The following is a 20,080-nucleotide window of genomic DNA, read 5'->3' as shown; positions in this document are numbered from 1 at the left end:
CTGTCGGTGGGCATGAGTAACGTCGGCGTCACCGACGGCACGTCGCCCAGCCTATGTTGTTGCACATCGTTCGCAAGAAGGAGCCCACCCTCGTGGCCGAGACGCCCCGCCTCTCCCCCGGTGACACCGCGCCGGACTTCACCCTGCCGACCGACACCGGCGAGCAGGTGACGCTCTCGGACCTGCGCGGGCGCAAGGTGATCGTGTACTTCTACCCCTCCGCGATGACGCCCGGCTGCACCAAGCAGGCCTGCGACTTCAGCGACTCGCTCGACTCCCTCCAGGCGGCCGGCTACGAGGTGCTCGGCATCTCCCCGGACAAGCCGGAGAAGCTCGCGAAGTTCCGCGAGAAGGAGGGGCTGACCATCCGCCTGCTCTCCGACGCCGACAAGGCCGTGATGACCGCCTGGGGCGCATTCGGCGAGAAGAAGCTCTACGGCAAGGTCGTGCAGGGCGTCATCCGCTCGACCGTGGTCGTCGGCGAGGACGGCACCGTCGAGGTCGCGCGGTACAACGTCAAGGCCACCGGCCACGTCGCCAAGCTGCGCAAGGACCTCGCGCTGGCCTGACGCGCGGCCGACGCGCGGCCGGCGCGGCGGCGTACCTAGACTCGGCGCCGCGCGCCCGTAGCCCAATTGGCAGAGGCACCAGGTTTAGGTCCTGGCCAGTGAGAGTTCGAGTCTCTCCGGGCGCACGTCGGTAGCACGTCGTCGCGGTCGGTCTCGGTCGCGCGGCCGGTGGGTACCCGCCGGCCATGGACGACACGAAGCAGGCAGGACTCGCGCTGGTGACCGGCGCGTCGACCGGCATCGGCCTCTCGCTGGCGCGCGAGCTGGCCGGGCGTGGGTACGACGTCGTGATGGCCTCCGACGAGCCCGAGGTCCACGTCGCCGCCGCCGAGGTCAAGACCCAGCACGGCACCGACGTGCGGGCCGTCCAGGTCGACCTGGTCCGCCCCGAAGAGGTCGAGCACCTGTGGCGCGAGGCCGCCGGCAGGGGCCGACCCGTCGACGTGGTCGCCCTCAACGCCGGCGTCGGGGTCGGCGGCACCTTCGCCGAGACCGACCTGCAGCGCCACCTGGCGCTGGTCGACCTCAACGTGCGCTCGACCGTGCACCTCGCCGGCCTCGCCGTCGACGACATGGTGCGACGCGGGTCGGGCCGGATCCTGGTGACGGCGTCGATCGCCGCCGTGGCGCCGAGCCCGTTCCAGGCGACGTACGCCGCGTCCAAGGCGTTCGTGCACTCCTTCGCCGAGGGCATCCGCCACGAGCTGCAGGACACCGGCGTGACCGTGACGTCGCTGATGCCCGGCCCGACCGACACCGAGTTCTTCCGGCGGGCCGACCTGCTCGACACCCCGCTCGGGCAGGGACCGAAGGACGACCCCGACGACGTCGCCCGCGACGGCCTGGACGCGCTCTTCGCTGACAAGCCGCACGTGGTGGCGGGCTCGCTGAAGAACCGGGCGATGGCCGAGCTCGCCACCCACCTGCCCGACCGGCTCACCACGAAGGCCTTCGCGGCGCAGACGAAGAAGAAGGACGACTGACTCGTTTCGCCCGCCCGCTGTGACGGCGGTCACTAGAGTCCGCGCATGGACTCAGCGCTGACCACCATCGGGCTGCCGATCGCGCTCGCGATCATCATGTTCGGCCTGGGCCTCTCGCTCGTGCCCGACGACTTCCGCCGGGTGGCCCGTCAGCCGCGCGCGGTCGCGGTCGCGCTCGGGTGCCAGCTGGTCGTGCTGCCGCTGCTGTGCTTCGGCCTGGTCAAGCTGCTCGACCTCCCGCCGCTGCTGGCCGTCGGCATGATGCTGCTGGCCGCCAGCCCCGGCGGCACGAGCGCGAACCTGTTCAGCCACCTCTTCCGCGGCGACGTCGCGCTCAACGTCTCGCTGACCGCGATCAACTCGGTCGTCGCGATCGCGTCGCTGCCGGTGATCACCAACCTGGCGATCAGCCACTACGGGCTCGGCGACGAGGTGTCCCTGCAGTTCTCCAAGGTCGTCGAGGTCTTCGCGGTCGTGCTGGTGCCGGTGGTGCTCGGCATGCTCGTGCGCGCCCGGGCGGAGTCGTTCGCGCTGCGCATGGACAAGCCGGTCCGCACCGGCTCCGCGGTCATCCTCGGCGTGCTGGTGCTCGGCATCCTGCTCGACCAGCGCTCCAACGTCGGCGACTACCTGGCCGACGTCGGTCTCGCGGCCGCGCTGTTCTGCGCGATGTCGCTGGTCATCGGGTACGTCGTGCCCCGCGCCGCCGACGTCCGCGAGGCCCAGGCGATCGCGTCGTCGATGGAGATCGGCGTCCACAACGCCACGCTGGCGATCTTCGTCGCCGTCGAGGTCCTCGACAGCACGCCGATCTCCGTGCCCGCCGCGGTCTACTCGATCTTCATGTTCGTCTTCGCAGCGCTCTGGGGCGTCGTCCTCACCCGCTGGCTGGCCCGGTCGACCGAGCCTGCTGCGTCCGCGGCCGCTTGAGGCTGGCTGGGGCTGGCTGGGGCTGTCCGGGGCTGGCTGGCCCCGGCTGGCCCTGCTGCAACGCGCTGTTCGCACCTCCGGCGCGCCGGCGGAGCACCTGCCGCGCCGGCCGGTCGGCGCGGCAGGTCGCGGACCGGCGCGGCAGGTCGCGGACCGGCGCGGCAGGCGGCGTACGGCGCGGTAGACCTGCGGACAGCGCGGTAGACCCGCGGACGGCGCGTTGCAGGCCGCGTCAGGCCAGCGCGCGGGCGACGAGCGGGGCGATCTCGCGCAGGGCACGGCCGCGGTGGGAGATCGCGTCCTTCGCGGCCGGGTCGAGCTCGGCCGAGGTCAGGCCCTCGGCGGCGTGCTCGTCGGCCACGAAGAGCACGTCGTAGCCGAAGCCGCCGCTCCCCCGGACCTCGCGGATCACCCGCCCGTCCATCCGGCCGTGGACGACCAGCTCGGTGCCGTCGGGGTGGACGAAGGCGACCGCGCAGGCGAAGTGGGCGGCGCGGCGCTCGTCCGGGACGTCCTCGAGCTGCTCGAGCAGCAGCCGGTTGTTGCGGGCGTCGTCCTTGGGCTTGCCCGACCAGCGGGCGGAGAGGACGCCGGGCATCCCGTTCAGCGCGTCGACGCACAGCCCGGAGTCGTCGGCCAGCGACGGCAGCCCTGTCGCCGCGGCACCGGCCCGGGCCTTGAGGAGCGCGTTGCCCTCGAAGGTGGGCTGGTCCTCGACGGGCTCGTCGTACGCCGGCACGTCGTCGAGGCCCACCACCTCGACCTCCGGCGCGTGCTCGCGCAGGATCCGCTCCATCTCGGCCAGCTTCTTGGCGTTGCGCGAGGCCAGGAACACCGTGGTCGCGACCGGCTCAACCAACGCGGAGCGCCTCCTGCTGCAGACGGGTGAGGTCGGCGCAGCCCTTCTCGGCCAGGCCGAGCAGCGCGTCGAGCTCGGCGCGGTCGAACGGGGCGCCCTCGGCGGTCCCCTGGACCTCGACGAACGAGCCGGTGCCGGTCATCACGACGTTCATGTCGGTCTCGGCGCGGACGTCCTCGACGTAGGGCAGGTCCAGGCGCGGGACGCCGTCGATGATGCCGACGCTGACGGCGGCGACGGAGCCGGTCAGCGGCTGGGCGGAGGCGGCGAGCGCCCCGGAGGCCTTGAGGGAGGCGACGGCGTCGGCGAGGGCGACGTACGCACCGGTGATCGCGGCGGTGCGGGTGCCGCCGTCGGCCTGGAGCACGTCGCAGTCCAGGACGATGGTGTTCTCGCCGAGCGCCCGGTAGTCGATGACGGCCCGCAGCGAGCGGCCGATCAGCCGGCTGATCTCGTGGGTGCGGCCGCCGATGCGGCCCTTGACCGACTCGCGGTCCGAGCGGGTGTTGGTGGCGGCGGGGAGCATGGCGTACTCCGCGGTGACCCAGCCCAGGCCGGACCCCTTGCGCCAGCGCGGCACGCCCTCGGAGGCCGAGGCGGCGCACAGGACGCGGGTCTTCCCGAACTCCACCAGCACCGAGCCCGCGGCGTGGTCCAGCCAGCCGCGGGTGATCTTCACGGGGCGCAGCTCGTCGTCGGCCCGGCCGTCTTCGCGTGTCATGGGGACCACGCTAGAGGGCCGGGCCGACGTCGGTCAGGCGGGGCGGGCGAGGGCTACTTGACCTCGGCCCGCAGCACGCGGATCCAACCCAGGACGAACGGGATGACGATCCAGATCAGCGAGGTGGTGCCGAGCTGGGCGTACTCCTCGCCGGTCAGGCCGGCGCCGCCGAAGCTCTCGAAGAGCGGCGCCTGCGCGGTGCTCAGGTCCAGCCAGGGGGCGAGGTCCTGCAGCGCGGAGACCAGGCTGAACACGATGCTCGAGGCGATCGGCAGCACGAAGAACGTCACGATCGCGGCGGGGGTGTTGAGCAGGATCAGGCCGTAGGCCAGGCCCTGGAGGATCGTGAGCAGCTGCAGGCCGAGGAACAGCGCGAACAGCTTGGTCTCGACGTCGTCGAACCCGCCGTCGGCCCCGCCCACGAGCGTGCAGACCGCGGCCACGACCAGCGCCGCGACGAATGCGAGCACCCCGAAGACGAGCGCCGCGACGGTCTTGGCGCCGATCACCTTGGTGCGCGAGGGCTCCAGGGAGAAGGTCACCATCGCGGTGCGCTGGCTCCACTCGCTGGTGACGAGCAGGATGCCGAGCACGGGCAGCAGGAAGCCCTGCGGCGTGGCCGAGATGCCGATGAAGTTGCCGAAGGTCCGGTCGGGCGCGTCGGCGGCGAAGAAGAAGATCGTCATGATCGCCGCGGTGATGAGCACGATCGCGCCCAGCAGCCAGCGGCCGGCACGGGTGTCGTAGATCTTGCGCAGCTCGACCGACACCAGCCGGAGGAAGGGGACCGCCGGGGTGCCCGAGACGTCGAGGGTCATCGAGGGGGACGGGGGCGTGGCAGGAGAGGTGGTGCTCATGCCTGGGCTCCTTGCTGCGGCTGGGACGGCGTCGGCTGGTCGGTGAGCTGGGTCGCAGCGTCGGGGTGGCCCTCGCGCTGGGTTCCGGCGGTGAGCTCGAGGAAGAGGTCCTCCAGCCCGCGGGCGCCGTTGCGCAGGTCGGTCAGCACGACACCGGCCTCGAGCGCGGCGCGGCCGACCTCGACGGGCGCCGCGGAGACGCGCAGCCCCTCGCCGGCCGGCGTGGCGGCGTACCCCTTGGCCTGGAGGGCGCGGACGAGCGCCTCGTTGTCGAGCGAGGTGACGAGGGAGGCGGCCGGCCCGGACTGGGCGAGCAGCGACTTCTTGTCGCCCTGGGCCACGATCTTGCCGCGGCCGATGAGGATCATCTCGTCGGCGACGAGCTCGACCTCGTTGAGCAGGTGGCTGGAGAGCAGCACGGTGCCGCCGCGGTTGGCGTAGCCCTTGAGCAGGTCGCGCATCCAGCGGATGCCGGCCGGGTCGAGGCCGTTGGCCGGCTCGTCGAGGATCAGCACCGAGGGGTCGCCGAGCAGCGCGTGGGCGATGCCGAGGCGCTGCTTCATGCCGAGGGAGTAGTTGCGCATCCGCCGCTTGGCCTCGGCGTCGGTCAGCGAGACCAGCGCGAGCATCTCGTCGACGCGCGAGGCGGGCAGGCCCATCGTCTTCGCGCCGAGGGTGAGGATCTCGCGCCCGGTGCGGCCCGCGTGCTGCGCACCGGCGTCGAGGAGCACGCCCACGTGGCGGCCGGGGTTGGGGATCTCGTGGTAGGCGAGCCCCCCGATCGTCACCGTCCCCCGCGTGGGTGGGGTCAGCCCCACCATCACCCGCATCGTGGTCGTCTTCCCCGCGCCGTTGGGCCCGAGGAAGCCGGTCACGCGGCCGGGTTGGCAGGTGAAGCTCACGTCGTCGACGGCGGTGAACCCGCCGTACGTCCTGGTCAGTCGGTCGACCTTGATCATGGGTCCCACCCTGCCCGACCGGGCCGCGTCGGCGCACCGGACGCGCGGCGGCCCGGGGATGACCTAAGTAGGGGGCGGCGCCGACCGGCGCAGGATGGGGTACGTCGCCGGGCGGCCCTAGCCTGTCGACCGTGGACCGGCCGGACCCCGACGACGTCGCGCTGCCGCTGACGCCCTGGGGGCGGACGTGGCGGCTGCTGGTCATGCTCGCGCTCAGCGCGCTCGTGTGGCTGCCGGTCGCCGAGGAGCAGGCCGCCGGCGCCCGGTGGCTGCTCTGGCTGGACGTGGGCCTGGGCGCGGCCTGCTACGTGCTGGTCACCCAGCGGCGACGGTGGCCGCTCGGGGTGGCCCTGGTGGCCGGCGCCATCGGCGCGGTCTCGGGCATCGCAGCCGGGCCGGCCACCCTGGCCGCGGTCTCGGTGGCGACGCGACGCCGGTGGCCGGAGCTGGTGGCGGTCTTCGTGGTCGGCCTCGCCGGCGCCCAGGTCTTCACGTTCACCCAGGACGACCGCGGTGAGGACCCGCTGTGGCTGCTCACCACCCTCAACGTGATGGTGCTGGCAGCGTGCATCGGCTGGGGCATGTACGTCGGCTCGCGCCGCGAGCTGCTGTGGACGCTGCGCGCCCGGGCCGAGCGCGCCGAGGCCGAGCAGGAGCTGCGGGCCGAGCGGGCGCGGGCCACCGAGCGGGCGCGGATCGCGCGCGAGATGCACGACGTGCTCGCCCACCGGATCTCCCAGATCTCGCTGCACGCCGGCGCCCTGGGCTTCCGCGAGGACCTCAGCGCCGCGGAGATGCGCGCCAGCGCCGCGGTCATCCAGGCCAAGGCGCACGAGGCGCTCACCGACCTGCGCGGGGTGCTCGGCGTGCTGCGCGACGAGGACACCGGCGAGGTGGTGCAGGCCCCGCAGCCGACGTACGACGACCTCCCCCGGCTGGTCGCCGAGGCGCAGGAGGCGGGGCTCCACGTCGAGCACGTCGACCGGGTCGACCGCGGCGCGGGACCGGTGCCGGACGTGGTCGGCCGGACCGTCTACCGGATCGTGCAGGAGGGGATCACCAACGCCCGCAAGCACGCACCCGGCGCGCTGCTGCGCATCGAGCTGGACGGCTCCCCCGACGACGGGCTGGCCGTCCGGCTGTGCAACCCGCTCGGCTTCGGGATGGCCGTCACCCCCGGCGCCGGCCTCGGCCTCGTCGGGCTGGCGGAGCGGGCCGCGCTGCGGGGCGGACGGCTGGAGCACCGCCGTGAGGGCGGCGCGTTCGTGCTGGAGGGGTGGCTGCCGTGGACGGCGTGACCGAGCCGACCGAGACCGGTCCCGCCGGGCCCGTGCGGGTGCTGGTGGTCGACGACGACCCCATCGTCCGCTCGGCGCTGTCGCTGATGCTCGGCGGGCAGGCCGACCTCGAGGTCGTCGGCGAGGCGGGCGACGGCCTGGAGGGAGTCGCGCTCGTCGACCGGCTAAGGCCCGACGTGGTGCTGATGGACATCCGGATGCCCGTGCTCGACGGGCTCGAGGCGACCCGGCGGCTGCACCGGCTGCCCGAGCCGCCGCACGTGATCGTGCTGACCACCTTCGACGCCGACGAGCACGTCGTGCAGGCGCTCGCCGCCGGGGCGGACGGGTTCCTGCTCAAGGACACCCCGCCGGCGCGGATCGTGGAGGCGCTGCGCAAGGTCGCCGACGGCGAGCCGATGCTCTCCCCCTCGGTCACCCGCACCCTCATCGACCGGCTGCGCGCGGCGGAGGCCGAGCCGGCCGACGACCGGGCGGCCCGCGCGCAGCGCCGCCTCGCCGTGCTGACCGAGCGCGAGCACGAGGTCGCCCTCGCCGTCGGTCGCGGCCTCAGCAACGCCGAGATCGCCCGCGAGCTCCACCTGTCGATCCCCACCGTCAAGGCACACGTCTCGCGGCTCTTCGACAAGCTCGTCGTCACCAACCGGGTGCAGATCGCCATCTGCGTCCACGACGCCGGTCTGGGCTAGCGAAGACCGGACGACGTCGGGAGGTTGAGGGCACCGACGCACACCGGGACGGAGTGACGGGGTGCGTGGCGTGTCTCGAGACCCACGACGCCGGTCTGAGCTGAGCGTCTCCCGGCTGTCCACAGCCGCCGACGGGTTCGCGGGGTAGTCCGTGACGCTCCGCAGGTGATCTCGCACGATCCGCCTGCCGAACGTCACGGACTACCCCGACGGCTGTCCACAGGGCGACGGCTGTCCACAGGCGCCGCCCGACGAGGGGAGTCGGTCAGGAGCCGAGCTGGTAGACCGCGCCGGGACGGGCGAGCTCGACCGGACCGTCGTACGTCGTGGTCGCCTCGGCCAGCACGACGGCCGGGTCGTGCCAGGGCGGGACGTGGGTGAGCACGAGCCGGTGGGCGCCGGCGCGGGTGGCGGCGCGGCCGCAGTCGGCGCCGGTCAGGTGGAGGTTCTCCGGGTTGTCCCGGCCCTCCTCGAACGACGCCTCGGCGAGGAACAGGTCGGCGTCCGCGGCCAGCCGGTCGAGCCCGTCGCAGGGGCCGGTGTCGCCGCTGTATGCGAGCACGGCGCCGTCGGCCTCGATGCGCAGCCCGAAGGCGGGGACGGGGTGGGCCACCGGCACGGGGTCGACGGCGAACGGGCCGATCCGCACGGGGCCGTCCCAGACGTGGAAGTCGAACTCCTCGGTCATGCCCGGGTCCAGCGGCAGGTCGTAGGCGCGGGCCATCCGGTCCGCGGTGCCCTCGGGCCCGTGCACGGGGATCCGGTCCTGGGCGCCCTCGGGGTGGTAGCGGCGCAGCACGTGGTAGCCGCACAGGTCCAGGCAGTGGTCGGCGTGGAGGTGGCTGAGCAGCACCGCGTCGATGGCGAGCGGGTCGGCGTAGGTGTGCAGCGGACCCAGCGCGCCGTTGCCGAGGTCGACCAGCACCCGCCACGTGCGCGGGCCGGTGCCGTCGTCGTGGACGGCCTCGAGCAGGTAGCAGCTGGCCGGTGACGTCGGGCCCGGGTAGGACCCCGAGCAGCCGACCACGGTGAGCCTCACGCCGTACCTCCCCCAAGACGTCCGCGGCCCGGCGCCCGCACGCCGGGGTCGGCGACGGAACGGTTCGGGCGCGGCACGGGGCAACGGTAAGCGCAACCGCCCCCGATGGCACGGACTCTTGAGCAGCGTCACGTCGCGCCGGGGTTAGCGTGGGTCGGTGCGCCGTACCTCGCTCGCTGCCCTTGCTCTCACCGTGGTCGCCACCCTCGCGTGCACCTCCGGGCCGGGCAGCACGTCCGCGCCCGGCACGGCACCCGCCCCGACACCCGGCCCGACGTCCGCGGGGACGGTCACGACGGGAGCCGGCCGGCAGGACGCAGCCGGGCGGAAGGCGGTCTCGGACGACCGCCGCGTGCTGGCGATCTCGGTCGACGGCCTCAACCCGTCGGCGTTGAAGCGCCTCGGCCCGGACCGGACGCCGGTGCTGCACCAGCTGCTCGCCGAGGGTGCGTCCACGCGCAACGCCCGCACCGCCCGCGAGCTGACGCTCACGCTGCCGAACCACACCGGCATGGTCACCGGGCGCCGCATCGACGACGCGAGGGGCGGCCACGGCGTCACCTGGAACACCCACCGCCCCGGCACCACCGTCCAGCGCGCCGCCGGGCGCGGCGTCGCCTCGGTCTTCAGCGTGGTCCACGCCGCCGGCGGGGAGTCGGTGGTCTTCACCGGCAAGGAGAAGTTCACCCTCTTCGACCGCTCGTGGCCGGCCGGCGTGGACGAGCTCACCTACGACGAGGACCCGCTAGCCCTGGTCAAGGCCGCCCGCCGGGACCTCCTGCACGAGGACCGCTCGCTGACCTTCCTCCACCTCGCCACCCCCGACGTCGCCGGCCACGCCCACGGCTTCATGTCCCCGCGCTACCTCGACGCCGTCGCCCGCACCGACCGCCTCCTCGGCAAGCTCGTCAAGGCGCTGCAGGGCGTCGCCGAGGTGTGGCGCTCGACGGCGGTCGTGCTCACCGCCGACCACGGCGGCAAGGGCCGCGACCACTTCGACCCCACCCGGCTCGCCGACCACCGCGTGCCGTTCCTCGTGTGGGGCCACGACATCGAGGCGGCCGACCTCTACCGGATCAACCCCGGCCGCACGGCGCCCGGCACCTCGCGCACGTCGTACGCCGGCACGCAGCCGGTCCGCAACGCCGACCTGGCCAACGTGGTGACCGGGCTGCTGGGGCTCGACCCGGTGCCGGGCAGCGGGATCGGGCGGACCGACCCGCTCGTCGTCGACCGCGACTGACCCGAGCGACCGACCCGGGTGGACGGCACGGGGCGGAGCGGTCAGCGCAGCTCGCGCGCCGTCGGCCAGGGGTTGAACCGGCAGCCGCCGAGCCCCTTGGACTGCTGCTGCATGACCGGCGCGAGCTGGCCGGCGCCGCCGCAGGAGGCGTGGCCGCGGCCCAGCCAGTGGCCGGTCTCGTGGTTGACCACCATGTGGCGGTAGTCGCGCAGCGCGCCGCGGGCGGCGTTCCACGCCGGCGAGGCGTGCTTCCACCGCTCCTGGTTGATGACGACGTAGCGGCCGACCCGGCAGCTCCACTGCGCGCTGCAGACCGGGCTGAACCGCGGCACCTCGCCGGCGGCGGCCAGCACGAGAGTGAACGACCCGCCGCGCCGCACCGGCACGAAGCGCACGCCCGACCCGCGCCAGCCGCGGGCGTCGGCGTAGGTCTGCTGGGCCTGCCGGCGGAACGTCGCCAGGCTGGTCGTGATCCGCCCACGGGTCTGCACCGAGTAGGTCACCGTCCGGCGGACCGCGACCCGGTGCTCGGCGCGTCGAGGCGTGGTGCGCAGCCGGACCGTGCGGTGGCCCGGCGCGGTGAGGACGACCTCGGCTCGGACCCGGCGGCCGACGTCACCCGGGCGGACCCGGTAGGTGCGCCCGCGCTCCCCCGCGACCGGCCGGCCGCCGACGAGCCACTGCACGCGCACGACCCGCGGGGTCGGCCGCACGTCGCCGAGCGTCACCCGGACCGCGCGCCCGAAGCGGGCGACCCCGGCGACCCGCGGCGGGGTGCGCACCAGCAGCGGGGCACGGCGTACCCGCTCGGTCGGCTCGGAGCGGACCGTCGCGCTCGCGCCGGTCGCGTCGGTGGCGGTCACCTCGACGAGCATCCGGCGGTCGAGGTCGTCGAGGCCGAGGTCGTAGGTGCGCCCGGTGGCCCCGGCGACCGGCTCGCCGCCGCGCAGCCACCGGTAGGCCAGCGTCACCTCGGCGGGGTCCCACCGACCCGCGCCCGCGACCAGGCGCTGCCCGAAGACGGGGTCGCCCTTGACCAGCGGCGCCTGGGTCGACACCGGCTCGGCGCCCGCCGTGGCCGGCGTCGCGACGAGCAGGCCGAGGGCCAGGAGCAGGCCGAGGACCGGGCGGAGGAGGGGCGCCGCCAGCAGGCGGCTCAGGCCCACAGCTGGCCCTCGAGGCGGTCCTCCGCCTCGTCGACCGTGCCCTCGTAGGCGCCGGTGGAGAGGTACTTCCAGCCGCCGTCGCACACGACGAACGCGATGTCGGCGGACTCACCGGCCTTGACAGCCTTCGCGGCCTGACCGAGAGCGGCGTGCAGGATCGCGCCGGTCGAGATGCCCGCGAAGATGCCCTCGAGCTCGAGCAGCTCCCGCACGCGGCGTACGGCGTCGCGCGGGCCGACCGAGAACCGGGAGTCGATCAGGTCGGCGTCGTACAGCTCGGGCACGAAGCCCTCGTCGAGGTTGCGCAGGCCGTAGACCAGCTCGCCGTACCGCGGCTCGGCCGCCACGATCCGCACCTCCGGCTTGGCCCGGCGGAAGAACCGGCTGACCCCCATCAGGGTGCCGGTGGTGCCGAGGCCGGCGACGAAGTGCGTGATCTCCGGCAGGTCCTCGAGCAGCTCGGGGCCGGTCCCCTCCTCGTGGGCGAGGGCGTTCGCGGCGTTGCCGTACTGGTAGAGCATCACCCAGTCGGGGTGCTCGGCGGCGACCTTCTTCGCGACCCGCACCGCCTCGTTGGACCCGCCCGCGGCCGGCGAGGAGACGATCTCCGCGCCCCACATCCGCAGCAGCTGGCGGCGCTCCTCGGAGGTGTTCTCCGGCATCACGCACACGATCCGGTAGCCCTTGAGCCTGGCCGCCATCGCCAGCGAGATGCCGGTGTTGCCGGAGGTCGGCTCGAGGATCGTGCAGCCCGGGCGGAGCGTGCCGTCCTTCTCCGCCTCCTCGATCATCTTCAGCGCGGGGCGGTCCTTGATCGAGCCGGTCGGGTTGCGGTCCTCGAGCTTGGCCCACAGCCGCACGTCCGGGCTCGGCGACAACCGGGGCAGGCCGACCAGCGGCGTGCCCCCGACCGAGGCGAGCAGGTTGTCGTGGCGCATGGGTCTGGGGTCGCCCTTCGGTGCGGTGGTGGGTGGTGGTGCTCAGCGCAGGAAGCGCTCGGGGTCGAACTCGTCGAGCGGGATGATCCGCACGCGCGGCAGCGGCACGTTGAACGCCCGGACGTCGTCCTCGAGGTCGTGGAGCTCGATGCCGAGCTGGTCGAACTGGGCGCTGGCGTACTCCCGCAGCGCCAGCAGCCCGACGCGGCGCTTGTAGGCGCTCTCGGTGAGCAGCCGGGAGAGGTGCTCGGCGAAGTCGGCGTCGTGGCTGACGAGCAGCACGTCGTCGGCCCGCTGGACCAGCGCGTCCAGCGTGCGCTGGATGCCGATGTCGACGACCTTCTCGTCGGCGCGCCCGGCCAGCGGGACCGGCCGGTAGTCCAGGGCGAGCAGCGCCTGGACGAAGCTGCTCGGGAGCGTCCCGTTGGAGGCGTTGAGGAAGAACAGCCCGGTGACGGGCTGGCCCCACAGCTGCTCGGCGTACGCCGTGACCCGCTCCCAGCGGGGCCGCTCCTCCGGGAGCGGCCGGCGGCCGAGCAGGGAGTTGCCGAGCGTGGCGTCGATGTTCTCGCCGTCGACGAGGACGAACGTGCGGCGGTCGGTCATCGGGCGCTCACCATCGGAGCACCGTACCGCCGCCGCACGTCCGGACGCCCGGGAGGCGCGAGGCGTGCTCGCTCAGCAACCGCCGGCGACGGCCGGCAGGACGACGACCTGGTCGCCGTCGGCGAGCTGCGCCTCGAGGCCGCCGATGAAGCGGACGTCCTCGTCGTTGATGTAGACGTTGACGAACCGGCGCAGGTCGCCGTTGTCGATGAGGCGGTCCTTGATGCCGGGGTGGTTCGCCTCCAGGTCGTCGATCAGCGCGCTCAGGCTGGCGCCGTCACCGGTGACGGCCTTCTCGCCGTCGGTGTAGGTGCGCAGGATGGTCGGGATACGGACCTCGATGGCCATGCTTCTTCGGTACTCCTCGATCGGGGCTGGTCGGCCGGGGGTGCCTGCGGACCGGGTGGTCAGCGGGCGGGCAGTGCGGGGACGACGACGACCTCTTCCTCGGTCACCTCGCCGTCGACGATCCTGTAGGACCTGAACTCCACCGGGGCGTCGTTATTCCCGCCGCCGGCCTCGGCCCAGTGCCGTGTGCTGACGAGCACGTAGTGCGCGCCGGGCTCGCTGGCCAGGCCGATGTCGGTGCGGCTGGGGTAGGCCTCGGTGGCGGTGTGGGAGTGGTAGATCACCACCGGCTCCTCGTCGCGGTCCCACATCTGCTTGTAGAGCTCGAGCAGCTCGGTGGAGTCGAACTCGTAGAACGTCGGGCTGCCCGCGGCGTTCACCATCTCCACGACCCGCTCGGGCCGGTCGCTGCCCTCGGGGCCGGCGACGATGCCGCAGGCCTCGTCGGGGTGGTCGCGCTTCGCGTGCCGGACGATGGCGTCGTACGCCGCCTGGTCGATGGTGAGCACCCGACCAGCGTAGGCGGGGCGTCCGCATGTCGGACAACCTGCCCGGTCCTCGGACCGCGCGAGCCCCTCCTTAGGCTGGCCCCATGGAAACCCTGGACCCGATCCTCCAGCCGCACTACGAGACGGTCCTCGCCCGCAACCCCGGCGAGGGCGAGTTCCACCAGGCGGTGCTGGAGGTCCTCGAGTCGCTCGGGCCGGTCGTCCGCAAGCACCAGCACTACGTCGACGAGGCCGTCATCGAGCGGCTCTGCGAGCCGGAGCGGCAGCTCATCTTCCGCGTGCCGTGGACCGACGACCAGGGGCGCGTGCAGATCAACCGCGCATTCCGCGTCGAGTTCAACTCCGCGCTCGGCCCCTACAAGGGCGGCCTGCGGTTCCACCCGTCGGTCTACCTCGGCATCGTGAAGTTCCTCGGCTTCGAGCAGATCTTCAAGAACGCACTGACCGGCATGCCCATCGGCGGCGGCAAGGGCGGCTCGGACTTCGACCCCAAGGGCCGCAGCGACGCCGAGGTCATGCGCTTCTGCCAGTCGCTGATGACCGAGCTCTACCGCCACCTCGGTGAGTACACCGACGTCCCCGCCGGCGACATCGGCGTCGGCGGCCGCGAGATCGGCTACCTCTTCGGCCAGTACAAGCGGATCACCAACCGCTACGAGTCCGGCGTGCTCACCGGCAAGGGCCTCTCCTACGGCGGCTCGCAGGTCCGCACCGAGGCCACCGGCTACGGCACCGTCTTCTTCACCGAGGAGATGCTGCGCCTGACCGGCCGCTCGCTGTCGGGCCGCCGCGTGGTCGTCTCGGGCTCGGGCAACGTCGCGATCTACGCCGCGCAGAAGGCCGCCGAGCTCGGCGCCCAGGTCGTCGCCTGCTCCGACTCCTCGGGGTACGTCGTCGACGAGGCCGGCCTGGACATCGACCTGCTCAAGCAGGTCAAGGAGGTCGACCGGGCCCGCCTGTCGGCGTACGCCGAGCAGCGCTCGGGCGCGACGTTCGTCGCCGGCGGCCGCGTCTGGGACGTGCCGTGCGAGGTCGCGCTCCCCTGCGCCACCCAGAACGAGCTCGACGCCGACGCCGCCCAGGCGCTCGTGTCCAACGGCGTGCTCGCCGTGGCCGAGGGCGCGAACATGCCGTGCACCCCCGACGCCACCCGCGTCTTCCAGGAGAAGGGCGTGCTCTTCGCCCCCGGCAAGGCCGCGAACGCCGGTGGCGTCGCCACCAGCGCGCTGGAGATGCAGCAGAACGCCTCCCGCGACTCCTGGTCCTTCGCCCACACCGAGGAGCGGCTGCGCGAGATCATGGTCGGCGTCCACGAGCGCTGCGCCTCGGCCGCCGACGAGTACGGCACCCCCGGCAACTACGTCGCCGGCGCCAACATCTCCTCGTTCCTCCAGGTCGCCGACGCGATGCTGTCGCTCGGCGTCGTCTGAGCGCGCCTCCGGGGTAGTCACGGACGTCCCTGACCGTCGTCGGGGTGGTCACGGACGTTTCCGACCGTCGCTACCCCGACGCAGGGCTCAGGTGAGGAACCGTGCGGCGACCTCGTCGGCGAGGCCGGCGTCGAGACGGGCCAGCATGTGGTCCTCCATCGGCGGGAGGTCGGCGACCGGCCACCAGCGGACGTCGGTGTTCTCGTCGTCGGCGGCGTGCGGCTCGCCGGAGACCCATGAGCAGGCGAAGGTCAGGTCGAGGTAGACGCCCCGGTCGCCGTTGGGGTGGGTGATCCGCGGGCTCACGCTGACCGCGGCCAGCCGATCGACGGAGATCTCGACCCCCGCCTCCTCCAGCGCCTCGCGCCGGGCCGCGACGGCCGGCTGCTCGCCGGGGTCGACGATGCCGGTCACCGGCGCCCACCGACCGTTGTCGACGCGCTCGGTCAGCAGGATGTCGTCGCCGCGGCGTACGACGGCGGTGACGGCGGGCAGCCACAGCTCACGGGTGCCGACCAGCTCGCGGAGCTCGACGACGAACGGCGGGATCGGCACGGCGCCGAGTCTCGCACGCCGCGCGGGCCGCTCACCGGCGGGCGGTCAGCGCCTCGACGAGCGTCTCCTGGAGGTAGCCGACCCACTCGTAGATGTCGTGGGCCTGGGCGCGGGGGTCCTCGTCGGGGAGCCCGTGCCAGTAGGCCTCGTCGCCGTCCTCGACGCCGAGGCGGGTGGCGAGGGCGAGGCGAACGTCGGTGAAGGAGCGCATCCAGGTCTCGGCGGTCGGCTCGTCGAGCTCGACGTCGATCATGAGGCCGTCCTCGGTCAGCTCGGCCGGCAGGCCGGCCTCCTCGAGGCCGTCGATGATCGTCGCGGCGGCGCGGGCCTTGCCGTCGCGGAGCGTGCCCTCGGTGTAGCGGCGGAACTCCGAGGCGGCCTCGGCGTCGTCGCGGTACGCCGTGGGGAACAGCCGGGCGAGCACCGGGTCCTCGGGCGCGGTCGTGGGCCCGCTGAAGTCCATCATCGCCTCGAACGGGTCCTGGCTCTCGTCGGGCACGGCCGCCTCGTTGCGCAGCAGCTCGACCAGCTGGGAGGCCAGCGAGCGCAGCAGGTCGGCCTCGAAGCCGGTGAAGTTCGCGATGACCCGTCCGCTGCGGCGGTGGCGTGCGAAGCCGCTCATCGGGCGCTCACTCGGAGCGGTCCATGGTCGCCCAGAGGCCGTACTCGTGCATCGCCTGCACGTCGCGCTCCATCTCCTCGCGGGTCCCCGAGCTGACGACGGACTTGCCGTCCTCGTGGACCTCCATCATCAGCTTCTCGGCCTTGCGCTTGTCGTAGCCGAAGTACTTCTGGAAGACGTAGGTGACGTAGGACATCAGGTTCACCGGGTCGTTCCAGACGATGGTCACCCACGGCTTGGACAGGAACGTGATCTCGTCGGGTGTGGTGGTCGGCTCGACCTCGACAGGGCTGGCGGCGGACACCTCCCCATGGTGTCACAGCGTTGTGGGCACTCTTGTCCCCGTGACCTCCACCGCGCTGCTCACCGACCACTACGAGCTGACGATGCTCCAGGCCGCGCTGGCCGCCGGGACCGCCGGCCGCCGGTCGGTCTTCGAGCTGTTCCCCCGGCGGCTGCCGGAGGGCCGGCGGTACGGCGTCGTGGCCGGTGTCGGCCGGGCGCTGGACGCGATCGAGTCGTTCCGCTTCGACGACGACGTGCTGGCGGTCCTCGAGGACGTGGTCGACGAGCCGACGCGCGCGTGGCTGGCGTCGTACCGCTTCTCCGGCGACGTCTGGGGCTACCCCGAGGGCGAGGTCTACTTCCCGCACTCCCCGCTGGTGGTGGTCGAGTCGACCTTCGCCGAGGCGGTGCTGCTGGAGACGGTGCTGCTGTCGATCTACAACCACGACTCGGCGATCGCCTCGGCGGCCTCGCGGATGACGATGGTCTCCTGCGAGCGGCCGTGCGTGGAGATGGGCTCGCGCCGCACGCACGAGGAGGCGGCCGTGGCGGCCGCGCGGGCGGCGTACGTCGCGGGCTTCGCGGGGACCTCCAACCTCGCGGCCCGCCAGCGGTACGCCGTGCCGACGTCGGGCACGTCGGCGCACAGCTTCACGCTGCTGCACGACACCGAGACCGACGCGTTCCGCGCGCAGGTCGCCTCGCTCGGCACTGGCACGACGCTGCTGGTCGACACCTACGACATCGCCGAGGCGGTGCGCGCCGGGGTCGAGGTCGCCGGCACCGGGCTGGGAGCGGTGCGGCTGGACTCCGGCGACCTCGGCTCGCTGGCGCAGGAGGTGCGCGACCAGCTCGACGCGCTCGGCGCGACCGGCACCCGGATCATCGTGACGAGCGACCTGGACGAGTACGCCATCGCGGCGCTCGCCGCGGCGCCGGTCGACGGCTACGGCGTCGGCACCCAGCTGGTGACCGGCTCGGGCCACCCGACCAGCGGATTCGTCTACAAGCTCGTGGCCCGCGAGGGCGCGGGCGGCGCGATGGTGCCGGTGGCGAAGAAGAGCGCGGACAAGGCGTCGTACGGCGGCCGCAAGTACGCCCTGCGCCGGCTCGACCGCCGCGGCACGGCCGAGGCGGAGGTGGTCGGCACCGGGCGGGTGCCCGACAACGACGGCGACGACCGCGAGCTGCTCGTGCCGCTCGTGCGCGCCGGCGAGGTCGTCGGCCGCGAGCCGCTCGAGGCCGCGCGGGACCGGCACCTGCGCTCGCGCGGGGAGCTGCCGCTGGCCGCCCAGCAGATGTCGCGGGGCGAGCCGGTCATCCCGACGATCCGCCTCGAGTGAGCGCGGCGAGGGGCGGCTAGCCTCGGGCCCATGGCTCGCGCACTCGTCGTCGTCGACGTCCAGAACGACTTCTGCGAGGGCGGCTCGCTGCCCGTGACCGGCGGGGCGCAGGTCGCCCGCGACGTCACCGCGGTGCTGCGCGAGCGCGCCGCGGACTGGGCGCACGTGGTGGCGACCAAGGACCACCACCGAGACCCCGGTGACCACTGGTCCGACGACCCCGACTTCGTGCACTCCTGGCCCAAGCACTGCGAGGTCGGCACCGCCGGGGAGGACTTCCACCCCGAGCTGGACCCCGCGCCGTTCGAGGCGGTCTTCCGCAAGGGCGAGCACGCGGCGGCGTACTCCGGCTTCGAGGGGGCCGCCGAGGACGGCTCGGCGCTCGCCGACTGGCTGCGCGCCCGCGGGGTGACCGAGGTCGACGTGTGCGGGATCGCCACCGACCACTGCGTGCGGGCGACCGCGCTGGACGCTGCCGCGGCCGGCTTCGCCACGCGGGTGCTGCTCGACCTGTGCGCGGGCGTCGCCCCCGCCACCACCGAGGCCGCGCTCGTCGAGCTGCGCGAGGCGGGTGTCGAGGTTGCCTGAGAACGCCGAGACCGCCGGGGCAAACGGGGCAACCGGGGTTCCCGGTTCGCCCGAGGTGCACGTCGAGCTCAACGACGGGGTGCTGCGGCTGACGATGGACCGGCCGCGGGCCCTCAACGCGCTCACCCCGTACATGCCCGCCCTGATGGCGGCCGAGATCGAGCGGGCCACCGCCCGCGACGACGTCCGGGTCGTGGTGCTGGCCGGCACCGGTCGGGCGTTCAGCACCGGCGCGGACATCTCGGGCACGTACACGATCGACGAGACCTCGACGGACACCGCCAACCGGTGGATCCGCGCGATCACCTCCTGCGACAAGCCCGTCGTCGCCGCGGTCAACGGCGTCGCTGCCGGCGTCAGCTGCTCGGCCGCGCTGGCCTGCGACCTGGTCGTCGCGGCCGAGTCGGCGTCGTTCCTGCTGCCCTTCGCCAACGTCGGGCTGATGGTCGACGGCGGGGCGTCCGCGACCGTCGCCGCCGCGATCGGCCGGGCCCGCGCGATGCGGATGGCGCTGCTCGCCGAGCCGCTGCCGGCCCGCACGGCGTACGACGTCGGGCTGGTCAGCCACCTCGCCCCGGACGAGACGTTCACCGCGGACGTCGACGCGCTCGTCGCCCGCCTCGCTGCCGGTCCCCCGCTCGCGCTCGCCGCCAGCAAGAAGGCCGTCAACGCCGCCACCCTGACGCAGCTCGACGCCTCCCTCGAGCGCGAGAAGTCCGGCCAGTCGGTGCTCCTGCGCACCGCCGACGTCGTCGAGGGTGTCGTCGCCTTCGCCGAGCGCCGCCCGCCCGTCTTCCGCGGCGAGTAGCCCCCCGGCGCCGATCGCGGGCCGTCGCAGCACTTGTAACGCGACGTTCCCTGCTGTGTAGGCACGCTGCAGCGTGCCTACACCGTGGCGAACGTCGCGTTACATGCCTGGAGACGGCCGGACCCAGTCGAACCCCCCAACAACCCCTTGACGGTGGCGACCGACCAGGAGCAGACTCCCCAACGAGTCTTTGGGAGGTCGGATGGACGAGCCGGTGCAGGCGCTGCGGGCGACCGCGCACCCCCTGCGGCTGCGGATGCTGTCGCTGCTGACGGGGGCGGAGCTGAGCGCTGCCGAGGTGGCGCGCGAGCTGGACATCACGCACGCGAACGCGTCGTACCACCTGCGCGTGCTGGCCCGGGCCGGCGAGGTGGTCGTGGCCGGGGAGGAGCGGGTGCGCGGTGGCACGGCCAAGCGCTACCGGCACCCGTGGCGCGAGGGCCTGGAGCCCGGCGGCGCCCCGCGCGACGTGGAGGTGCGGGCGATGAGCCAGGAGCTGGTACGCCGCTGGGAGACCCGCACGAGAGACCGGGCCCAGCTCTGCGACGCCGAGCTGTGGGTCGGCGAGGAGGCCTGGGCCGAGGCGATGGCGCTCGTCCAGCGGGCGGCCGAGCTGGTGCACGAGGAGGCGCGCCCGCCGCGCAGCGAGGGCACGCGCAAGGTCGCGCTCACCATCGCGGCGTTCGGGATGGAGCCGTGAGCACGAACCGGGACAACCTGGTGGGCAGGCACGGC

At 73.5% G+C, this 20,080-nt stretch carries 24 protein-coding genes and 1 tRNA gene; 12 read left to right on the top strand and 13 right to left on the bottom strand.

What is annotated here, in order from left to right; genetic code table 11:
- Positions 1 to 92 precede the first annotated feature (92 nt).
- From bcp to QWY29_RS03275, 4 genes are all read left to right on the top strand, one after another.
- Positions 93 to 569, top strand: coding sequence for a thioredoxin-dependent thiol peroxidase (gene bcp / locus QWY29_RS03290; RefSeq protein ID WP_300959596.1), 477 nt, complete (start codon positions 93 to 95; stop codon positions 567 to 569).
- A 51-nt stretch (positions 570 to 620) separates the two neighbouring features.
- Positions 621 to 694: transfer RNA gene (locus tag QWY29_RS03285), tRNA-Leu, on the top strand.
- A gap of 60 nt (positions 695 to 754) precedes the next feature.
- A complete protein-coding gene (locus QWY29_RS03280) occupies positions 755 to 1,552 on the top strand; it encodes an SDR family NAD(P)-dependent oxidoreductase (RefSeq protein ID WP_300959224.1) in 798 nt (265 codons plus the stop codon).
- Between the two features lie 45 nt (positions 1,553 to 1,597).
- Positions 1,598 to 2,482, top strand: a complete 885-nt coding sequence (locus tag QWY29_RS03275) for a bile acid:sodium symporter family protein (RefSeq protein ID WP_300959223.1) — start codon at positions 1,598 to 1,600, stop codon at positions 2,480 to 2,482.
- Between the two features lie 232 nt (positions 2,483 to 2,714).
- On the opposite strand, the gene rdgB is transcribed toward QWY29_RS03275, so the two are convergent.
- From rdgB to QWY29_RS03255, 4 genes are read right to left on the bottom strand one after another with little or no spacing between them, the layout of a single operon-like run.
- Positions 2,715 to 3,341, bottom strand: coding sequence for an RdgB/HAM1 family non-canonical purine NTP pyrophosphatase (gene rdgB / locus QWY29_RS03270; RefSeq protein WP_300959222.1), 627 nt, complete (start codon positions 3,339 to 3,341; stop codon positions 2,715 to 2,717).
- Positions 3,334 to 4,062, bottom strand: a complete 729-nt coding sequence (rph, locus tag QWY29_RS03265; RefSeq protein WP_300959221.1) for a ribonuclease PH — start codon at positions 4,060 to 4,062, stop codon at positions 3,334 to 3,336. The genes rdgB and rph overlap by 8 nt, the downstream gene beginning before the upstream one ends.
- A 53-nt stretch (positions 4,063 to 4,115) precedes the next feature.
- On the bottom strand, positions 4,116 to 4,919 hold the full coding sequence (locus tag QWY29_RS03260; protein WP_300959220.1) for an ABC transporter permease: 804 nt from the start codon (positions 4,917 to 4,919) through the stop codon (positions 4,116 to 4,118).
- Positions 4,916 to 5,878 carry an ABC transporter ATP-binding protein gene (locus tag QWY29_RS03255; RefSeq protein WP_300959219.1) on the bottom strand — a complete coding sequence of 321 codons (963 nt, stop codon included), beginning with the start codon at positions 5,876 to 5,878 and terminating at the stop codon, positions 4,916 to 4,918. The genes QWY29_RS03260 and QWY29_RS03255 overlap by 4 nt, the downstream gene beginning before the upstream one ends.
- 131 nt (positions 5,879 to 6,009) lie before the next feature.
- On the opposite strand from QWY29_RS03255, the gene QWY29_RS03250 reads away from it, so the two are divergent.
- Both QWY29_RS03250 and QWY29_RS03245 read left to right on the top strand, forming a co-directional pair.
- Positions 6,010 to 7,176 carry a sensor histidine kinase gene (locus QWY29_RS03250; RefSeq protein WP_300959218.1) on the top strand — a complete coding sequence of 389 codons (1,167 nt, stop codon included), beginning with the start codon at positions 6,010 to 6,012 and terminating at the stop codon, positions 7,174 to 7,176.
- Positions 7,177 to 7,262: 86 nt separating this feature from the next.
- On the top strand, positions 7,263 to 7,865 hold the full coding sequence (locus QWY29_RS03245; RefSeq protein WP_439117389.1) for a response regulator: 603 nt from the start codon (positions 7,263 to 7,265) through the stop codon (positions 7,863 to 7,865).
- Positions 7,866 to 8,130: 265 nt separating this feature from the next.
- Here QWY29_RS03245 and QWY29_RS03240 read toward each other — a convergent pair whose 3' ends face one another.
- Complete coding sequence (locus QWY29_RS03240; protein WP_300959216.1) at positions 8,131 to 8,904, bottom strand: MBL fold metallo-hydrolase; 774 nt, start codon at positions 8,902 to 8,904, stop codon at positions 8,131 to 8,133.
- A gap of 157 nt (positions 8,905 to 9,061) precedes the next feature.
- Here QWY29_RS03240 and QWY29_RS03235 point away from each other — a divergent pair, with 157 nt between their 5' ends.
- Positions 9,062 to 10,147, top strand: coding sequence for an alkaline phosphatase family protein (locus QWY29_RS03235; protein WP_300959215.1), 1,086 nt, complete (start codon positions 9,062 to 9,064; stop codon positions 10,145 to 10,147).
- A gap of 41 nt (positions 10,148 to 10,188) precedes the next feature.
- On the opposite strand, the gene QWY29_RS03230 is transcribed toward QWY29_RS03235, so the two are convergent.
- The 5 genes from QWY29_RS03230 to QWY29_RS03210 all read right to left on the bottom strand — a co-directional run bounded on the left by QWY29_RS03230 (position 10,189) and on the right by QWY29_RS03210 (position 13,714).
- Complete coding sequence (locus QWY29_RS03230; RefSeq protein ID WP_300959214.1) at positions 10,189 to 11,313, bottom strand: DUF3152 domain-containing protein; 1,125 nt, start codon at positions 11,311 to 11,313, stop codon at positions 10,189 to 10,191.
- Complete coding sequence (locus tag QWY29_RS03225; protein ID WP_300959213.1) at positions 11,304 to 12,251, bottom strand: PLP-dependent cysteine synthase family protein; 948 nt, start codon at positions 12,249 to 12,251, stop codon at positions 11,304 to 11,306. The genes QWY29_RS03230 and QWY29_RS03225 overlap by 10 nt, the downstream gene beginning before the upstream one ends.
- A 42-nt stretch (positions 12,252 to 12,293) precedes the next feature.
- Positions 12,294 to 12,857 (bottom strand): NYN domain-containing protein, encoded by a 564-nt coding sequence (locus tag QWY29_RS03220; RefSeq protein ID WP_300959212.1) that lies wholly within the window; start codon positions 12,855 to 12,857, stop codon positions 12,294 to 12,296.
- A 72-nt stretch (positions 12,858 to 12,929) separates the two neighbouring features.
- Positions 12,930 to 13,205, bottom strand: a complete 276-nt coding sequence (locus tag QWY29_RS03215; protein ID WP_300959211.1) for a MoaD/ThiS family protein — start codon at positions 13,203 to 13,205, stop codon at positions 12,930 to 12,932.
- Positions 13,206 to 13,264: 59 nt separating this feature from the next.
- Positions 13,265 to 13,714 carry a M67 family metallopeptidase gene (locus tag QWY29_RS03210; RefSeq protein ID WP_300959210.1) on the bottom strand — a complete coding sequence of 150 codons (450 nt, stop codon included), beginning with the start codon at positions 13,712 to 13,714 and terminating at the stop codon, positions 13,265 to 13,267.
- Positions 13,715 to 13,797: 83 nt separating this feature from the next.
- On the opposite strand from QWY29_RS03210, the gene gdhA reads away from it, so the two are divergent.
- On the top strand, positions 13,798 to 15,144 hold the full coding sequence (gene gdhA / locus QWY29_RS03205; protein WP_439117380.1) for an NADP-specific glutamate dehydrogenase: 1,347 nt from the start codon (positions 13,798 to 13,800) through the stop codon (positions 15,142 to 15,144).
- Between the two features lie 87 nt (positions 15,145 to 15,231).
- Here the strand turns inward: gdhA and QWY29_RS03200 are convergent, their stop codons facing one another.
- From QWY29_RS03200 to clpS, 3 genes are read right to left on the bottom strand one after another with little or no spacing between them, the layout of a single operon-like run.
- A complete protein-coding gene (locus QWY29_RS03200) occupies positions 15,232 to 15,699 on the bottom strand; it encodes an NUDIX hydrolase (protein ID WP_300959209.1) in 468 nt (155 codons plus the stop codon).
- A 31-nt stretch (positions 15,700 to 15,730) separates the two neighbouring features.
- Positions 15,731 to 16,321 (bottom strand): DUF2017 domain-containing protein, encoded by a 591-nt coding sequence (locus tag QWY29_RS03195; RefSeq protein ID WP_300959208.1) that lies wholly within the window; start codon positions 16,319 to 16,321, stop codon positions 15,731 to 15,733.
- 7 nt (positions 16,322 to 16,328) lie between these two features.
- Complete coding sequence (clpS, locus tag QWY29_RS03190; RefSeq protein ID WP_439117379.1) at positions 16,329 to 16,625, bottom strand: ATP-dependent Clp protease adapter ClpS; 297 nt, start codon at positions 16,623 to 16,625, stop codon at positions 16,329 to 16,331.
- An 82-nt stretch (positions 16,626 to 16,707) separates the two neighbouring features.
- On the opposite strand from clpS, the gene QWY29_RS03185 reads away from it, so the two are divergent.
- From QWY29_RS03185 to QWY29_RS03170, 4 genes are all read left to right on the top strand, one after another.
- Complete coding sequence (locus QWY29_RS03185; protein WP_300959593.1) at positions 16,708 to 17,949, top strand: nicotinate phosphoribosyltransferase; 1,242 nt, start codon at positions 16,708 to 16,710, stop codon at positions 17,947 to 17,949.
- A gap of 30 nt (positions 17,950 to 17,979) precedes the next feature.
- Positions 17,980 to 18,537 (top strand): isochorismatase family protein, encoded by a 558-nt coding sequence (locus QWY29_RS03180; RefSeq protein ID WP_300959207.1) that lies wholly within the window; start codon positions 17,980 to 17,982, stop codon positions 18,535 to 18,537.
- Positions 18,538 to 18,592: 55 nt separating this feature from the next.
- Entirely contained in the window at positions 18,593 to 19,345 is a 753-nt protein-coding gene (locus QWY29_RS03175; RefSeq protein ID WP_300959206.1) for an enoyl-CoA hydratase-related protein, read from the top strand.
- A gap of 202 nt (positions 19,346 to 19,547) precedes the next feature.
- The gene (locus QWY29_RS03170) at positions 19,548 to 20,045 is read left to right on the top strand and encodes an ArsR/SmtB family transcription factor (RefSeq protein ID WP_300959205.1); all 498 of its coding nucleotides are present in this window, start codon (positions 19,548 to 19,550) and stop codon (positions 20,043 to 20,045) included.
- The last annotated feature ends 35 nt before the right edge of the window (positions 20,046 to 20,080 follow it).

The organism is Nocardioides abyssi, assembly GCF_030412915.1.
Classification (GTDB): Bacteria; Actinomycetota; Actinomycetes; order Propionibacteriales; family Nocardioidaceae; genus Nocardioides; species Nocardioides abyssi.
This window is presented reverse-complemented; position numbering and strand designations above follow the sequence as displayed.

Excerpts from the sequence above, each read along its gene's own strand:
- QWY29_RS03255 (WP_300959219.1), bottom strand. The coding sequence starts at position 5,878 with ATGATCAAGGTCGACCGACTGACCAGGACGTACGGCGGGTTCACCGCC.
- QWY29_RS03170 (WP_300959205.1), top strand. The coding sequence starts at position 19,548 with ATGGACGAGCCGGTGCAGGCGCTGCGGGCGACCGCGCACCCCCTGCGG.
- QWY29_RS03195 (WP_300959208.1), bottom strand. The coding sequence starts at position 16,321 with ATGAGCGGCTTCGCACGCCACCGCCGCAGCGGACGGGTCATCGCGAAC.
- QWY29_RS03275 (WP_300959223.1), top strand. The coding sequence starts at position 1,598 with ATGGACTCAGCGCTGACCACCATCGGGCTGCCGATCGCGCTCGCGATC.
- gdhA (WP_439117380.1), top strand. The coding sequence starts at position 13,798 with ATGGAAACCCTGGACCCGATCCTCCAGCCGCACTACGAGACGGTCCTC.
- QWY29_RS03260 (WP_300959220.1), bottom strand. The coding sequence starts at position 4,919 with ATGAGCACCACCTCTCCTGCCACGCCCCCGTCCCCCTCGATGACCCTC.
- QWY29_RS03185 (WP_300959593.1), top strand. The coding sequence starts at position 16,708 with ATGCTCCAGGCCGCGCTGGCCGCCGGGACCGCCGGCCGCCGGTCGGTC.
- QWY29_RS03215 (WP_300959211.1), bottom strand. The coding sequence starts at position 13,205 with ATGGCCATCGAGGTCCGTATCCCGACCATCCTGCGCACCTACACCGAC.
- rph (WP_300959221.1), bottom strand. The coding sequence starts at position 4,062 with ATGACACGCGAAGACGGCCGGGCCGACGACGAGCTGCGCCCCGTGAAG.
- QWY29_RS03225 (WP_300959213.1), bottom strand. The coding sequence starts at position 12,251 with ATGCGCCACGACAACCTGCTCGCCTCGGTCGGGGGCACGCCGCTGGTC.
- QWY29_RS03220 (WP_300959212.1), bottom strand. The coding sequence starts at position 12,857 with ATGACCGACCGCCGCACGTTCGTCCTCGTCGACGGCGAGAACATCGAC.
- QWY29_RS03245 (WP_439117389.1), top strand. The coding sequence starts at position 7,263 with ATGCTCGGCGGGCAGGCCGACCTCGAGGTCGTCGGCGAGGCGGGCGAC.
- QWY29_RS03180 (WP_300959207.1), top strand. The coding sequence starts at position 17,980 with ATGGCTCGCGCACTCGTCGTCGTCGACGTCCAGAACGACTTCTGCGAG.
- QWY29_RS03280 (WP_300959224.1), top strand. The coding sequence starts at position 755 with ATGGACGACACGAAGCAGGCAGGACTCGCGCTGGTGACCGGCGCGTCG.